The sequence below is a fragment of the Bacillus sp. MT94 genome, assembly GCF_058792475.1.
The window spans coordinates 82,654-99,083 of record NZ_JBXAEZ010000007.1; the positions used below are offsets into that span (position 1 = coordinate 82,654).

A 16,430-nucleotide genomic window follows, 5' to 3' on the forward strand; every position below is an offset into this window, starting at 1 on the left:
TAATATTAGAATTTTCCTGACTGTATCTCTAAGAAAAATTCTTTTACACCTTTTCAATATGCAGTATTTGCTCTATCGCTTCTTTTAACAAATTCTTTGTCTCTTCAAAGTTATGATTCTTCTTTTCCTCCGTTTGCACCGTATAAAACTCAGCAAACGAACGCTCTTTATATTTTGGTACGACATGCATATGGTAATGTGTTAACTCGTTAAATACTCCACCATTTTGACAAACTGTAATTCCATCTGGTTTATATAATGCCTTAATCGCTTTTGCAATCAGCTTAGAAGCATCCATAATTGATCTTGCTACAACGTCATCTAATTCGTCTACTTCTACAACATGCTGCTTTGGCACAATTAAAGTATGTCCTGGGTAGAAAGGTGCATGATCTAAAAAGCAAGTTACATAATCATCTTCATATACTTTATATATTTTTTCCTCTTCGTTTGCTAATTTACAACCTAAACAGTCCACTACACTTTCCCCTCTTTCTAAAAACATAAAAACGTGAGAATACGGCTCTCACGTTTTTATGTTTCATTTTATTAGTTCAATTGTTTCCGTAACTTTTATACTGTCTTTTACAGATTGAACAATCGTGCAATTTTTCACTGCAAGCTGCAATGCTTTGTCCAACTGCTCTTCTGTAATGTTTTCCGCTTTAATTTTATAGTGCAAATGAACACTTTCAACTGGTTTGGATAAAGCTTCACTTCTACCAATTTCAGTTTCGATCGTAAACGTATCGTATGTAATACGTTTCTTTTCTAAAATTGTTCGAAAGACAATTGCACTACATCCTGCGATAGAAGAAACGAGTAATTGTAACGGTGAATACCCGTTTTCTTTTCCAATCGCTAATTGAGCGTACGATAAATCTGCCTTTATATCATCGTGTTTGATTGTTAGTTTCATTTGTTTTGTCCATCTCCACTTTCATCGGTTTCTGCTGTTTCTTACTCATATAATAATAATATATATAGCAGAAAATGATAAATGGAATACCGCAGTATAACGCCATTCTTTGTTCAGGAATAAACGCTAAACTAATAACAACGATGCTATTTGTAATTAAAGCTAAAATTGGAACAATCGGATATAGTGGTGTTCTATACTTTAAGTCCTCTAACTTTCCTCCGCCTTTTATATACTGACTTCTAAAGCGAAGTTGCGATAAAGCAATAATGATCCAACTTGAAACAGCCGATAAACCAGCTATCGATAATAAGTACATGTATACTGTATCTTCTGCAAGGAAACTTGTGAATAGAGATAATCCAGCTACCGCAATCGTTACGACTAGCGCTGTAATTGGAATACCACGCTTATTTACTTTCTGGAAGGAAGTTGGTGCCATTCCTTCATTTGCAAGTGACCATAATATACGTGTCGCTGCATATAATCCAGAGTTCGCTACAGATAATAACGCAGTAATAATAACGAAGTTCATAATATCAGCTGCATATGGAATACCGATTTTATCAAATACAACTACGAATGGACTTTCAATTACGCCTGCTTCTTTCCAAGAAATTAATCCTACTAAAATTGTCATTGTTAAAATGAAGAATAACATAATACGCCATACTGTATTACGGATCGCACGTGGAATTGTTTTTTCTGGATTTTCACTTTCTCCCGCTGCAATTCCGATTAACTCTGTTCCTTGGAACGAGAAGTTAACTGTAATCATTGTAAGTAATACGGCAGCTAGTCCATTTGGGAAAAGTCCACCATCGCTTACAAAGTTAGAGAAAAGAGGTGCTGCTTCTTTTCCGTCATATGATATAAATCCTAATAATGCACTACCACCAAGAACAACAAATGCAAGGATTGTAATTACTTTAATACTAGAAAACCAAAATTCTAATTCGGCATAACTTTTCGCCGAAATTGCGTTTGAAGCATATAAAATAACGCCGAATACAAGGCACCATACCCAAACATCAACATTTGGAAACCATCTTTTCATCATTAAACCGATTGAAGTTAATTCTAGTCCTACTGTTACTGCCCAGCCAAGCCAGTATAACCAGCCGATCATAAAGCCCGTTCCTGGTCCAATAAACTTCGTCGCATACTTTTGGAAAGAACCTGAAACTGGCATTGCTACCGTTAACTCTCCAAGACAAAGCATTGTTAAATACATAATAAATCCGCCTACTAAATATGAAAGGATGGCTCCCCCTGGTCCAGCCTGATTAATAGTGTAACCAGAACCTAAGAAAAAACCAGTTCCGATTACACCACCTAGTGCGATCATAAATAAATGTCTACTCTTCATCGTACGATGTAATTTCTCATTCGTTGGTTGCTGCATCTAAATCCTCCCCCTACCATACCCCTATGTCTTGTTAAAATTTTCTGATAATAAAAATATACACGAAAGCGATTACATTTTCTATATAAAATTAAAACTTTTCTGATAAAATAATATAAAAAATCTAATTATTGCAAGATTTAGATTCTATTTAGAGGAAAATAAGGATAAACAAGGAAAAAACCCTTACATATATTGTAAGAGTCAACGAAGTTCTAACCTTCTCGATAAAATTGATAAACTATAATTTACGATAAAATACATACAAGCAACTACTATAAACGTCGGAATCATATAATTTACATTTTGCCCGCTAATAATTTGAGCATTATGAATAAGCTCTGGTAGTGATATAACGACTGCTAGCGCTGTATCTTTCAGCAATGAAATAAACTGACTGACAAGTGGCGGGACCATTCTTCTTAATGCTTGTGGCAAAATAATATGCCACAGCGCTTGAACATACGTTAATCCGGAAGACCTCGCTGCTTCGATTTGCCCTTTTTCGATAGATAATAGACCACTTCGAACAATTTCAGATATCATTGCAGCTTCAAATATTGTTAAAGCAACAATTGTAGCTGTTATAATTTCTAATTTCAAGCCTGCTTCTGGAAGTGCAAAATACGTGAAAAATATAATTAACAGTAGTGGTAAGTTTCGAATCACTTCAACGATAATTCCTAATATTTGTGAGACGACAGGTATTTTCGTGTAGCGCAATATTCCTATTACACTACCGATAATAAAGCTAAGTACAATTGCTACGAGCGCTACCTCTAACGTTATAAGTAATCCTTTTAATAAAAATAGAATATGATCCCCTGTAATTGCCCCCTTAAAATCCATTTACACCGCCTCCTTTGCCAAGCGTTTTTCTAAATAACGCACTAGCATACTGAGCGGAATTGTTAATATTAAATAAAACATCCCGACAAATATATAAACATCAAACGTAACAAACGTCTTCGTTGAAATTAAATCTCCTTGATACATTAAATCAGTACCAGCGATAATTCCGAGTATGGAAGAGTTTTTTACTAAATTGAGAAATTGATTTCCTAGAGGAGGAATTACGATTTTCATCGCTTGAGGTAAGACAACATAATACATCGCCTGTACATACGTTAACCCTGAAGACCTTGCTGCTTCCATCTGACCTTTCGCGACTGATAGAATACCAGCGCGAATGACTTCCGCAATAAAAGCTGCCGTATATACCGTAAGCGTAACTGTTCCTGCTACAAAACCATTTAAAGTAATTCCTATTACAGGTAAAGCAAAATAAAATATAAATGCAATTAATACGAGTGGAATATTTCTTACAAACTCTACAAAAGCTGATCCTACCCAATTTAAAATACGAATCGGTGCAATACGCATTACCGCCAAAATTACTCCTAAAATAAAGCTTCCTATTAATGCAATTACACTAGACATAACTGTATACTTAAAGCCTTCTAAATACATATCAATGTTATTCGTTAGTATAGAAAAATCAGGCACATATTCTCCCCTCTTTCTTTACAAGAAGAGGATGAGCATCCCTCATCCTCTCACTCTTATTATTTATTCCAATTAAGTGTCACTTTATTTTTCTTGTTTTTGACCAATCCATTTCTCATACAATTTATCGTATTCTCCATTCGCTTTCATATCTTTTAGCAAGCTATTAATCTCTTTCGTTAAATCATCTGCACCTTTTTGCACTGCAATTCCGTACGGTTCATCCGTGAAAATTTTCCCTACAACTTCATAATTTGAATCTTGTTTTGCCATGCCGTAAAGAATTGCATTATCTGTCGTTAAAACATCACCTTTTCCTGCTTTTAATGCCGTAAATGCCTCACTGTAATTTTCAAATTCTAATACAGTCGCTTCTGGTGACTTTTGACGAATGTTATTTGTAGATGTTGAGCCTTTTACAGCTAATACTTTCACACCTTGTTTTATATCATCAATACTCTTAATATTGCTTCCTTTTTTCACAAGTAACGATTGCCCTGCTTTAAAATATACATCTGAAAAATCAACTTCTTTTTTACGTTCTTCCGTAATTGTCATTGTTGCGATAATTGCATCAATATCACCATTTTTCAGTAGTGGAATACGTGTTTTAGATGTTACTTCTTTCAACTCTAGTTTCTTTTCGTCCCCAAGAATTTTTTTCGCAAGTGCCTTCGCGATATCAACATCGAATCCTTCTACTTGCCCTGTTGAAGGATTTTTTAATCCAAATAAATTCGTATCATTCTTCACCCCAACTACTAATTTCCCTCGTTTCTTAATTTGCTCAACAGCCCCGCCTTGCTTCGTATTTGTTTCCTTTGCCTCATCTTTTTTACTTCCGCATCCAGCAACAACAAGCACGAATAAACATGAAAATACGATTAAAGTAAATAACTTTTTCATTTTAAGCATGAAATTCCTCCTCTAATGATTTAGCACCCGACTTAAAAATAAACGAGCTCTTTCTTGTTCAGGATTTGCAAAAAATTGTGCCGGTGTTGTATCTTCAATAATTTGACCATCATCCATAAATAAAATCCGATCTGCTACTTCTCGTGCAAATCCCATTTCATGCGTGACAACGACCATTGTCATCCCTTCTTTAGCTAGCGTTTTCATAACATCAAGTACTTCCCCGATCATCTCCGGATCAAGAGCAGACGTAGGCTCATCGAACAGCATAATTTCCGGTTGCATCGCAAGTCCTCTAGCAATTGCTACCCTTTGCTGTTGTCCTCCGGATAATTGATGTGGATATACGTTAGCCTTCTCTGGGATTCCTACTTTCTCTAAATAAAGCATTGCTGTTTTCTCTGCTTCTTCTTTGGAAACTTTATTTACTTTAATCGGTGCTAATGTAATATTTTGCAGAACTGTTTTATGTGGGTATAAATAAAAATGTTGAAAGACCATCCCAATATTTCGCCGCAATTCATTCATGTCCGTTTTTTTATTGTGTACCTCTGTATTTTGTACAATTAATTCTCCATCTGTAATTGCCTCTAATTGATTTATACATCGAAGCAATGTACTTTTTCCTGATCCTGAAGGCCCGACAACTACTACTACTTCGCCTTTTTTCACTTGCACATTAATATTTTTCAAAACTTGAAAGTTACCATAATATTTATTTACATTACGAAATTCTATCAACATACTCCCCCCTTCCCCTAACAACGCATGTACATTCTTTTTATATTCAAAAATAGTCCCAAAAATAACTTTTAGCTTCAATTTGTCCATAAAAAAAAGCAAAGGGTTTCCCCTTTGCTTCTTCATTTCTATTCTATTAAGATACTTCTTCTTTCTTATCTTTCCCGTATTCATGCTCCCAAAAATCAGCATTTTTAATTCCTAATGGCCCTGGATCGAATACTGGATCTTTTCCTTCTTTTTTCTGTTTTTCATAATCCTTTAATGCGACTAATGCAGGTTTTTGTAATAGTAAAATCGCAATGATATTTACCCATGCCATAATTCCTACCCCAATGTCGCCTAAAGCCCAAGCCGTTGCTGCTGTTTTTATACAGCCATAGAATACTGCTCCTAAAAATACAAACTTTAGTATCATGGACAGCCAAGGACGATCCTTATCACGATTTAAGTACGCTATATTCGTTTCTGCAATGTAGTAATACGCCATAATTGTTGTAAACGCGAAGAATAATAGCGAGATTGCAACGAAACCGTTTCCAAATCCAGGGAAAACAGATTCTACCGCTGCCTGTGTATATCCTGGTCCTGGCTGAGCACCATTTAATTTATTAACGATAAAGTTTTTTCCGCTTGCATCAAATACGTTATACATGCCTGTAATAATCATCATAAATGCTGTTGCTGAACAAACAAATAATGTATCAATGTAAACGGAAAATGCTTGCACTAAACCTTGTTTAGCTGGATGTGATACTTCAGCTGCTGCTGCTGCATGTGGCCCAGTTCCTTGCCCTGCTTCATTAGAATAAATACCACGTTTTACTCCCCAAGAAATTGCTAAACCGATAATACCACCAAATGCAGCTTCTAATGCAAATGCACTTCTTATAATTAACATAAATGCTTCTGGCAATTTTTCAATATTCATAGCAACAATGACGCAAGCTACTAAAATATAGCCTATTGCCATAAACGGTACGACAACTTGCGCTACGTTAACAATCCGCTTTACTCCACCGAAAATGATAAGAGCTAATACGACAACTAATATAGTCCCTGATACGGTAGTATTAATACCAAAAGCTGTTTCTAAACTTACAGCAATACTATTTGCTTGTACACCTGGTAATAAAAGTCCTGTTGCAAGAATTGTCGCTGCAACGAATACTAAAGCATACCATTTAACTCCTAGACCTTTTTCGATGTAATAAGCAGGCCCACCACGAAACTGCCCTTGATGTTTCGTCTTATATATTTGCGCGAGTGTTGATTCTACATAAGCTGATCCTGCCCCTAAAAAGGCTACTGCCCACATCCAAAATACAGCTCCTGGTCCACCGAATGCAACCGCTGTTGCTACTCCAGCAATATTTCCTGTTCCAACGCGTCCTGATAATGAAAGTGCTAACGCTTGGAATGAAGAAACACCAGCTTCTGATTTTTCTCCTTGAAATGTCAGCTTCACCATTTCTCCTACGTGCCTTACTTGTAAAAACTTCGTTCGAATGGAAAAATATAAACCTACTCCTAAACATAAATAAACAAGTGCTGGACTCCAAACAATATTATTTAACCAATTTACGAAAGCTTCCAACATTCCCCCTCCTTCTTTATAAAGAATATTCAGAATATATATAAAATTATAAGTGTATACCGAATCCAGGACAATATTATTTTAATAAAGTAAACATATTTTTGTATAAAAAAACAAAGTATATATTTGTTTTATATACTTTGTTTTGAACTAAATGTATTATATATTCACAATTGCTTCTCTTTTAATAATTCTTTCGTATAGCTCTTCTGATAATTTCAAGAAGTTATCAGGCATATCTTTCCCTTTAAACTTCTTTTGAAGCGTTCCATATAAACCTATATCACGTAAGCGTAAAAATAGTGGTAACGATTCATACCAACTACCCTCCAAACTATGCTCATATTCGTATCCTTTTCTTAACACTTGTAACTGTTTACGAGCAAAATCTGTCTTCTCTTCTGCTGTCCACGGTGTAAATAGAACAGAGTAGTATAGAACCATCGCTAAATCATGTATAAAGTAATTATAAGCTGCATCATCAAAATCAAAGATTGTTAGCTCTTTACCATCATAATGAAAATTACCTTGATGGATATCACCATGCATAAGACCGAACGTTTCTCTTTCAACTGGAAGAGCCTTAATTTCATCCATTAATACCGCTGCAATCTCTTTCACTTGACCATCTTCTAATTCATTAACAATTCCACTTTCGTCTTCTTCCCACGTATCACGGTAGTCTGTTTTAGGATATTCCATTGTAAGGCGATGCAGTTGCCCAATCGCTTTTCCCCACGCTTCAAAATAAGCATCTCCCCAATAAGGCGATTCTGCTCCTTTTACTGGCTCACCTTTTGCATATGTAAATAAAGAAGCGAAAAAGAATGTCCCATCCTCTGCTACGATTTCTTCTACGAGATTTCGAGACGTTGAATAAAGAGGTCCTGCTACCTTTGCCCCATTCTCCGCAACATATCGTAAAAAATCTAGTTCAGCCTCTACCTCTTGTTTAGAACGATGAGAAGAATGTGTTAAACGTAATACGTAATCTTCATCATTATCACCCTTCGCCTTAAAAATATAATTCTCAAAATCTCCAAGTGGCTTTTCTTCCACTGTTACATGAAACAAATTCGCTGCTCTTTTTAAAATCTCTTTCGTAAAAACACGTTCTACAGCTATTTCCATATATATCCCTCCTATATATCTTCTTAATTCGACACAAATGTTAGAAGTACTGCTATGAAATTGAATAATGCACAAAAGACAATGTAACGTAACCTTCAATCCTCTTTTTTTAAAATAATTCAAGCATAAATTTCTCACAAACGACAAAAATTAACAGAAACAATTGCACTTTAAGAGAGGTGGAAATTATGACAGAGCAAAAAGAACAACAAGAGAGTAAAAACCAAAAGCATATGTTTCCATCACTTCCGGAGAACATTAATTACATTGAAAATAAACTTTCTCATTCTGATGATATAAAAAAATTAGATCTCCCTTTTCAAAACGGAAAAGGAACAATCTTATATATCGAATCTTTAGCAGATCCAAATCTAATTCATCAGTTAGTCCTTGAGCCATTATTAACGCGATCAGATTTATCTTTAGATAAAGCTTTTTCTACGTTAAATATGAAAAAAGAAACGAATTTAAATTATGGGATACAACTTTTATTACAAGGTAAATCCTTATATTTTCATGAACACGTCGACAGTTTTTGTATTTTCGAAACAGCCTTATCTTTAAAGAGAGATATAGCAGAGCCTGATAATGAAGGTATTGTACGTGGACCGCATACTGGTTTTGTAGAAGATTTAGCAACGAATTTAGCCTCTATTCGTAAACTCATTAAGAGTCCAAATGTAGTTGTTAAATATTTTACACTCGGTGAAGAAATGCACACGAAAGTAGCTATTGCTTATATGCAAAACATAGCTAATGACGATCTCGTTACTGAAGTAAAAAGAAGGTTAGAAACTATAAAAACCGATTCCCTTATGGCACCAGGTTATATACAAGAATTTATAGAAGATAATTCTTTCTCACCATTTCCACAACAATTAAATACAGAGCGACCAGATAGAACTGTCGCTAATTTAATGGAAGGCCGAGTTGCTATTTTATCTGACGGAGATCCAACAGCACTTATTGTTCCTGTTACGTTATTCGCTTTTTATCAATCACCAGATGATTATAATAACCGCTGGATTGTTGGATCTTTCGTCCGAATGATTCGCTTAGTGAGTTTCTTAATTGCTTTTCTCTTACCAGCTATATATATCGCAACCGTAGCCTTTCATCCTGATGTATTGCCGCTTGAACTTGTGTATACAATTAAAGCTTCATTAGAGAAAGTACCACTTCCTCCTATTTTTGAAGCTCTCTTAATGGAATTAATCTTTGAATTATTACGGGAAGCTGGTATTCGCTTGCCAAGCCGAGTTGGACAAACAATCGGTATTGTAGGTGGTTTAGTAATTGGTGATGCGATTGTAAAAGCTGGACTCGTTTCTTACACAATGATTATCGTTGTAGCTTTAACTGCAATCTCATCTTTTCTCGTTCCATCAAACGATATGAGTTCAGCAGTTCGAATTCTTCGTTTTCCATTAATGCTCCTTGCTGCCATATTTGGATATGTAGGAATATCATTCGGTCTAATTATAACTTTCGTTCACCTATGTCAGCTTCATTCTTTCCATACACCATATCTTTCTCCTGTTGCACCAATGCGGATTAAAGATATGAAAGATTCTTTTGTAAGACTACCAATTTGGTCATTTTGGGAACGACCACATGATCCAAAACCGAAAAAAATGCAACGCCAACATGTAACGAGAGAGGATGAGGACGGTGACAAACACGCAAAGTAAAATTTCACTTGTTCAATTTACCTTTTTCGTTATTCAATGCCAAATTGGGGTCGGTATACTTTCTTTACCTAACCGTCTTCACCCAATAGCAAAAGGTGGCGGATGGATTTCTGCTCTCATCGCTGGGTTTGCGATTCAGCTTATTATTTTACTTATGTGGCTTTTCTTAAAACGATTTCCTGATGCAGATATGTATGAAAGTGTTTGTATGCTATTTGGTAATAAGTTTGGAAAACTATTAGGCTTTGCTTATGTTTTTTATTTTACACTTATCGGTATGACCGTTATGTTAAATGCTTGTAATGTCATTAAAGTATGGGTTTTGCAAGCAACCCCTTGGTCTGCAATTCTCATACTATTTACAATAGCTTGCTGCTATGTAGCCTATAATACATTTAAAGTAATTGTAAGATTTTATGTCATGGCTTCTATTCTCATTTTGCCCATGGCTCTTTTAATTGCACTAGGGTTTTCACGAGCTGATTTTTCTTATATTTTTCCAATTACAGAAGCCGGATGGTGGAATATTATTCAAGCTTCAAAGGAAACCATTACAGCTATGTATGGTTTTGAAATTATTCTGATCGCTTTTCCAAAAGTAAATGGGAATCCTGTTGCACGGCTAAAGGCCATTTCTATCGCTAATGGATTTGTAACTCTTTTTTACACTTTTACCGTTTGGATTTGCTTTATTGTATTTAGTCCAAAACAAGTTGAGCTTATTCCGGAACCAGTTGCTTACTTATTACGCTCTCTCCACATTGGGATTATAGACCGAACAGACCTAATTTTCATTCCAATTTGGATGATAACTGTTGTAGCCTCCATCGCTAGTTATTATTGTGCTGCTTCAATAGGAATTGGACATATATTCAATCTTGCTAATCATAAAAAAGCTGTTCCAATCGTTGGTATTATTGCTTTTAGTGTAGCCTTATTTATAGATACACCTGAGGAGCTTAAAGTACTTGCTACATTTACTGATAAATTCACCTATATTTTTATAGTAATTCTACCTTTTTTATTTCTTCTCTATTCCTTATTCAGAAATAAGAAAGGAGCTCCATATGCACAAAAAAACAATTAAATTATGTAGCATATTGTGCGCTAGCTCACTTCTTTCTGGTTGCTGGGATCAAGAACCTTTAAGAGATGCGAGATTAGCTTATAGTATTGGCTTTGATATTACAGAAGAAAATAAACTGCAGCAAACCATTGAGCTCGTAAAGAGTTCGAGTGGGGATCAATCTTCATTTAAAAATGAAGTACATTCAGCAACTGGCTATAACATACGTGATACAAGTGATTCTTTGAGAAAAAACGTTACTGGTAATATTCGTTATTTTAAATATGGAGTAGAACTATTGGGAACGAAAATCCAAAAGAAAGGCATACTCCCTTATTTAGACGTTGGATTTAGAGACCCAACAAATCCAACCGCATTAGTAAAACTTATATCAGTAGATGGGGAAACGGATAAAATACTTGCCCAAAAGAAGGTAGGAAATTTATTAATTGGAGACTTTTTAAAGAAAAAAGTACAGAGTTTAGAAGACATGAGTATATTTCCAGAGGAAACTTTAGAAACGGCCGCTACAAAAATGTTAGATCCCGGAAAAGATTTCACCCTCCCATCTATAAAGCTAAAAGGAAAAGAAGTTGTAACCAATGGGATAGCTTTATTTAACAAGGATAAATTAACTGGACTTTTACCTTTACGCCAATCGGTACTCTTCGTATTACTAACTGATAAAATGGGGAAAAGCGCTCGCATAACCCAAAAACTTACAAATAACGATTCATCTAGTACATCTGACTATCTTACAATTGAAGTAAGCAATCGAAAGTTAAAACGAGACTTAAAAATAACAACAGATAAAAAAGGAAATGTTTATGCTCACATTAAGCTCCAACTAAAAGTTATAGCGCTTGAAGCTCCGAGAGATAATCTTTACAAAATGGATGAAAGAAAAAAACTAAATAAAGAATTGTCTAAACAACTTACGAAAGAAGCTAAAAAGATAACGAAAAAGTTACAAAAAGCAAACTGTGATGCTTTCGGTATCGGCAGACACCTTATCGCCTATCACCCTGACTTATGGAAGAAGAAAAATTGGAATAAAGATTATGCAAAAGTAAAATTCAAACCTGAGGTAGAGGTAAACATTTTGTACAGTGGTGTCCTAAAATAAAAGGTTGTATGCCCATGCGGCATACAACCTTTTATTTCGTATATCGATACACAATTGATTCATATGGTCTTAAGTTAAGTTTTGCAATATCCTTGCTAGCATCTTTATAATTCGATAGTAGTACTTCTTGTTTCATTCCATCTAATTGAACGTGCGCTGGTACAGAGTACGTTATTTCTTCTCCATAGAAGTTATTTATAACAAGTAGTACTTCACTTCCTGTAGTACGAGTATATGCCCAAATTTTAGGATCATTTTTATCCAAAATAGCATATTCTCCTTCTGTAATTACATCATACGTTTTTCTAAGTTCTATTAACTTTTTATAATGATAAAATACGGACTCTTTATCTTCTAATGCCTTCTCTACGTTTATTTCTTTAAAGTTTTCAGCCGCTGAAATCCAAGGTGTACTTGTTGTAAAACCACTGTTCATCTCTTCATTCCACTGCATTGGAGTGCGCGAGTTGTCACGAGATTTTTGCTTTAAAATCCCTATAATCTCTTCTTTTGATAGCCCTTCTTTTAGCTTTATATCGTATATATTTAACGATTCCACATCACGATATTGCTCGATGGACTCAAATTTAGGATTCGTCATACCGATTTCTTCCCCTTGATAAATATAAGGCGTTCCTTGCAGCATGTGCATGGCTGTCGCTAACATTTTTGCAGATTCGTTTCGGTACTTTCCATCATCACCAAAGCGTGACACGATGCGAGGCTGGTCATGGTTACACCAAAATAACGCATTCCATCCTCCGCCTTTTTGCATTTCAATTTGCCAGTTAGACATAATCTCTTTTAATTTAATAAAATCAAACTCTGCTTTCGTCCATTTATCACCATTCGGATAATCTACTTTTAAATGATGGAAACTAAACGTCATGCTTAATTCATTACGCTCAGGATTAGAATATTTAATACAATTATCAATTGTCGTAGATGACATTTCTCCAACTGTAATTACATCTTTTCCTGCAAAAACATTTCGGTTCATCTCTTGTAAATATTCATGAACACGCGGACCATCTGTATAATACTTGCGTCCATCACTTGTCGCAGTACTACCTTCATCGTTTAAGAAGCATTGGTCTTTTGAAATTAAGTTAATGACATCTAATCGGAATCCTGTTACTCCTTTATCCAGCCAAAAACGCATCATATCATATACTTCTTCACGAAGTTTTTCATTTTCCCAATTTAAATCAGCTTGTGTTTCATCAAATAAATGTAAATAATATTGCTCCGTCTTCTCATCATATTTCCAAGCAGATCCACCAAACTTAGACTGCCAATTATTTTTTTCATCACGCCAAATATAGTAATTACGATATGGACTATTTTTATCTTCCTTCGCTTCTTTAAACCACTTATGTTCAGTCGAACTATGATTTACAACAATATCAAGCATAATCTCAATGTTACGTACTTTCGCTTCTGCTAAAAGTTCTTCAAACTCTTCCATCGTTCCGTAAGATGGATCAATGCTGTAGTAATCACTTACATCATATCCATTATCATTTTGTGGTGATTGGTATATCGGTGTTAACCATATATAATCCACTCCGAGTTCTTTTAAATAATCTATTTTCTCTGTAACACCTTTTATATCCCCGGTTTCTCTATTGTAATAACTATTAAAGCTCTTCGGATAAATTTGATAGACTACACTTTTATGCCAATCCTTCATGTTTAACTTCCTCCTACTTCTGTTTGACTCTTTTTGCAAATAACCATGTTAAAGTAAATGGGATTACAACTGCAATAATCATTCCTACAATAAACATTGGAATCGATTTCGGAATGATAGAAATAAATGCTGGCAATCCGCCAATTCCGATAGCAGGTGCTAATACACCATTTAATGTAATGAATATCGCTGCAACAGCAGACCCTATAATCGCTGCATAGAACGGGAACTTATTTCGTAAATTCACACCAAACATCGCTGGTTCTGTAATACCGAAGTATGCTGAAATGGCTGATGTTGATGCCATACTTTTATCATTTTGATTTTTAGAAATCCAGAACATCGCAAGTGCCGCACTACCTTGCGCAATGTTAGAAAGAGCGATCATCGGCCAAATAAATGTACCGCCATGTTGTGCAATCAATTGTAAATCAATTGCAATAAACATATGATGCATACCTGTAATTACGAGCGGTGCATATAACGCTCCAAATAATACTGCTCCAACTACTGGTACTGTTTCATATACACCTACTAATCCTACTGTTAATAAATCTCCAATATGACGTGTAACCGGACCGATAATTCCTAATGCTAACACACCTGTCACAACGATTGTTGTAATTGGTACAACTAATAATTGAATTGCATTTGGTACATGTTTCTTTAAGAAAATTTCCACTTTACTTAATACAAATGCTGCTACTAAAACAGGTAAAATTTGTCCTTGATATCCTACCTTCTCAATTTGGAACAGTCCTAAAATGTTGAAGTACTCAATCTTTTGACCCTCTAAACCAGTCGCTGCTTTTCCATAGTCCCAAGCGTTTAATAAGGCCGGGTGCACAAGCATTAATCCCATAACAATCCCTAGTATTGGACTACCACCAAAACGCTTCGTTGCTGACCACCCGACAAGTGCTGGTAAGAATACGAATGCTGTATTGGCCATCATATTAATTAAATCCCAAAGCCCGCCTAAGTTCGGATAAACATCTAATAAATTTTTCCCATCAAAAAATAAGTCCTTTGCCCCTAATAAATTGTTAATACCCATTAGTAAACCAGCCGTTACGATCGCTGGTAATATCGGCATAAATACATCCGAAAATATTTTTACAAACTTTTGAGCTGGATTTAACTTCTGATTTCCAGAGTCTTTTACGTCAGCTACAGTCGATTCTTTCATACCTGCAAGCGTTATCAATTCAGCGTAAACACGATCTACATCCCCTGGACCAATTACAACTTGAAATATACCAGCGTTATGAAACGCTCCTTTCACTAATGAAACAGACTGTAATTTATCATTATCTATTTTACTTTCATCTTTTAAAGCGATACGGAGCCTCGTCACACAATGTGCAGCTTGTTCAATATTGTCTTTCCCACCAATATACTGCAACACTTCCTCTGCTGTTTTACGATAGTCTTTCCCCATATTCCCGTCCCTCTTTTCTTTTTTTGATACCGTTTACAATTACATATTAACTCGTATATATAAGTTAGTCAACACTCGTATATACGAGTTTGTGTTTTTTTTATAAAAAAAGAGATGAAACAATATTTTGTTCCACCTCTTTACTTCCTGCGTGCCACATCCGAAAAGTGAAAAATATCTAAACGGTGGCGTGATTCTGTATATTCAAACTGACTTCCATCATACAAATGTGTAAAGTTTTTCACAACGACAACATAGTCTGTTCCATTTAAATCTAAATACTTTCTGTCATCCTCTGTACATGGCTGTACTTCAATTACCCTCTGCGAATAACTAATGTGTAGCCCAAGCTCTTTCTCGATGTATTTATAAATCGATGCTGTTGCAATTTCTTTCGTTAATCCTGGAATAAACTCAGATACAAAATGATTTATATCTAAAATTACTTTTTCTCCATCAATATTTCGTACACGTTTAATATGGTCAATCTCTGTTTTTTCTTTTACATTTAATAATTTCGCAATTTCTTTTGTGGCTTTTTCTTTGCCCATTTCCACAACTTCTGTAATACAATGACGTCCTAAACGTTCATTTTCTTCTTGGAAACTTACAATACCGCCAAAATTAAATTCAATATTCTTTCGCTTTAAAACAAAAACACCTTTTCCATGAATTTTTTGCACATATCCACGCTCTTGCAGTAAATCTACCGCTTTTCTTACCGTTCCTCGGCTTGCCTCATACTGCTTCATTAATTCTGTTTCTGATGGGATTTTGCATCCCTCTTTTAATTGTTTATTATCAATAGATTTACTGATTTCTGTATAAATTTGTTCATACTTACTCATCATCTACAATAGCCCCTTGTCACCTTCTAATTCTATATGTATTATAACATGCTTCACTCTTCTGCCAATCTCTCACTTATTTTCCAGTACAAGAAAAATATAGGTAAATATTTAATCTTTAAAACGTATTTTTATAAAAATTTTTATATTTTTCTTTTCATTCAAAAAAACATGTAGTATACTAACTTCAAAATCAGAGGAGAAAGGGAGCAAAGAACTATGCTTACTTATACAACAACTGTAGTTACATTTGCACAAAAACATCATCATCATACGTAACCCTTGAAACCTAGCGGAAAAATTACGCGTAGGTACAAGGGTTATTCCCGTTGTACCTACGTTAGGCAAAGA

At 35.1% G+C, this 16,430-nt stretch carries 15 protein-coding genes; 3 read left to right on the top strand and 12 right to left on the bottom strand.

Features of this window, described 5'->3' with window-relative positions:
• Positions 1 to 43: 43 nt before the first annotated feature.
• The 9 genes from AC1Q51_RS22820 to AC1Q51_RS22860 all read right to left on the bottom strand — a co-directional run bounded on the left by AC1Q51_RS22820 (position 44) and on the right by AC1Q51_RS22860 (position 8,214).
• A complete protein-coding gene (locus AC1Q51_RS22820) occupies positions 44 to 478 on the bottom strand; it encodes an HIT family protein (RefSeq protein ID WP_492331733.1) in 435 nt (144 codons plus the stop codon).
• A 63-nt stretch (positions 479 to 541) separates the two neighbouring features.
• Positions 542 to 919: an OsmC family protein gene (locus AC1Q51_RS22825; protein ID WP_000778853.1), complete on the bottom strand. Its 378-nt coding sequence runs from the start codon at positions 917 to 919 to the stop codon at positions 542 to 544.
• Positions 894 to 2,324 carry an amino acid permease gene (locus tag AC1Q51_RS22830; RefSeq protein ID WP_001187099.1) on the bottom strand — a complete coding sequence of 477 codons (1,431 nt, stop codon included), beginning with the start codon at positions 2,322 to 2,324 and terminating at the stop codon, positions 894 to 896. The genes AC1Q51_RS22825 and AC1Q51_RS22830 overlap by 26 nt, the downstream gene beginning before the upstream one ends.
• A gap of 204 nt (positions 2,325 to 2,528) precedes the next feature.
• On the bottom strand, positions 2,529 to 3,173 hold the full coding sequence (locus AC1Q51_RS22835) for an amino acid ABC transporter permease (RefSeq protein WP_000345978.1): 645 nt from the start codon (positions 3,171 to 3,173) through the stop codon (positions 2,529 to 2,531).
• The gene (locus AC1Q51_RS22840; RefSeq protein WP_001112682.1) at positions 3,174 to 3,830 is read right to left on the bottom strand and encodes an amino acid ABC transporter permease; all 657 of its coding nucleotides are present in this window, start codon (positions 3,828 to 3,830) and stop codon (positions 3,174 to 3,176) included.
• 84 nt (positions 3,831 to 3,914) lie between these two features.
• The gene (gene glnH, locus AC1Q51_RS22845) at positions 3,915 to 4,745 is read right to left on the bottom strand and encodes a glutamine ABC transporter substrate-binding protein GlnH (RefSeq protein WP_000916477.1); all 831 of its coding nucleotides are present in this window, start codon (positions 4,743 to 4,745) and stop codon (positions 3,915 to 3,917) included.
• Positions 4,746 to 4,757: 12 nt separating this feature from the next.
• A complete protein-coding gene (locus AC1Q51_RS22850) occupies positions 4,758 to 5,486 on the bottom strand; it encodes an amino acid ABC transporter ATP-binding protein (protein WP_176543035.1) in 729 nt (242 codons plus the stop codon).
• Between the two features lie 136 nt (positions 5,487 to 5,622).
• Entirely contained in the window at positions 5,623 to 7,083 is a 1,461-nt protein-coding gene (locus AC1Q51_RS22855; protein WP_097996909.1) for an alanine/glycine:cation symporter family protein, read from the bottom strand.
• 159 nt (positions 7,084 to 7,242) lie between these two features.
• On the bottom strand, positions 7,243 to 8,214 hold the full coding sequence (locus tag AC1Q51_RS22860) for a phosphotransferase enzyme family protein (protein ID WP_098329626.1): 972 nt from the start codon (positions 8,212 to 8,214) through the stop codon (positions 7,243 to 7,245).
• Positions 8,215 to 8,402: 188 nt separating this feature from the next.
• Between AC1Q51_RS22860 and gerKA the strand changes: the two genes are divergently transcribed.
• The 3 genes from gerKA to AC1Q51_RS22875 are packed head-to-tail and all read left to right on the top strand — an operon-like array spanning position 8,403 to position 12,097.
• Complete coding sequence (gene gerKA / locus AC1Q51_RS22865; RefSeq protein WP_492331734.1) at positions 8,403 to 9,905, top strand: spore germination protein GerKA; 1,503 nt, start codon at positions 8,403 to 8,405, stop codon at positions 9,903 to 9,905.
• Positions 9,886 to 10,992 (top strand): GerAB/ArcD/ProY family transporter, encoded by a 1,107-nt coding sequence (locus AC1Q51_RS22870; protein ID WP_088022957.1) that lies wholly within the window; start codon positions 9,886 to 9,888, stop codon positions 10,990 to 10,992. Before gerKA ends, AC1Q51_RS22870 begins: the two co-directional genes overlap by 20 nt.
• Positions 10,973 to 12,097 (top strand): Ger(x)C family spore germination protein, encoded by a 1,125-nt coding sequence (locus tag AC1Q51_RS22875; RefSeq protein WP_095691421.1) that lies wholly within the window; start codon positions 10,973 to 10,975, stop codon positions 12,095 to 12,097. Before AC1Q51_RS22870 ends, AC1Q51_RS22875 begins: the two co-directional genes overlap by 20 nt.
• Before the next feature lie 31 nt (positions 12,098 to 12,128).
• Here AC1Q51_RS22875 and treC read toward each other — a convergent pair whose 3' ends face one another.
• From treC to treR, 3 genes are all read right to left on the bottom strand, one after another.
• Positions 12,129 to 13,790 (bottom strand): alpha,alpha-phosphotrehalase, encoded by a 1,662-nt coding sequence (gene treC / locus AC1Q51_RS22880; RefSeq protein ID WP_492331735.1) that lies wholly within the window; start codon positions 13,788 to 13,790, stop codon positions 12,129 to 12,131.
• 13 nt (positions 13,791 to 13,803) lie between these two features.
• Positions 13,804 to 15,231 carry a PTS system trehalose-specific EIIBC component gene (gene treP / locus AC1Q51_RS22885; protein WP_000513942.1) on the bottom strand — a complete coding sequence of 476 codons (1,428 nt, stop codon included), beginning with the start codon at positions 15,229 to 15,231 and terminating at the stop codon, positions 13,804 to 13,806.
• A gap of 140 nt (positions 15,232 to 15,371) precedes the next feature.
• Positions 15,372 to 16,082 carry a trehalose operon repressor gene (gene treR, locus AC1Q51_RS22890; protein ID WP_053565260.1) on the bottom strand — a complete coding sequence of 237 codons (711 nt, stop codon included), beginning with the start codon at positions 16,080 to 16,082 and terminating at the stop codon, positions 15,372 to 15,374.
• Between the last annotated feature and the right edge of the window lie 348 nt (positions 16,083 to 16,430).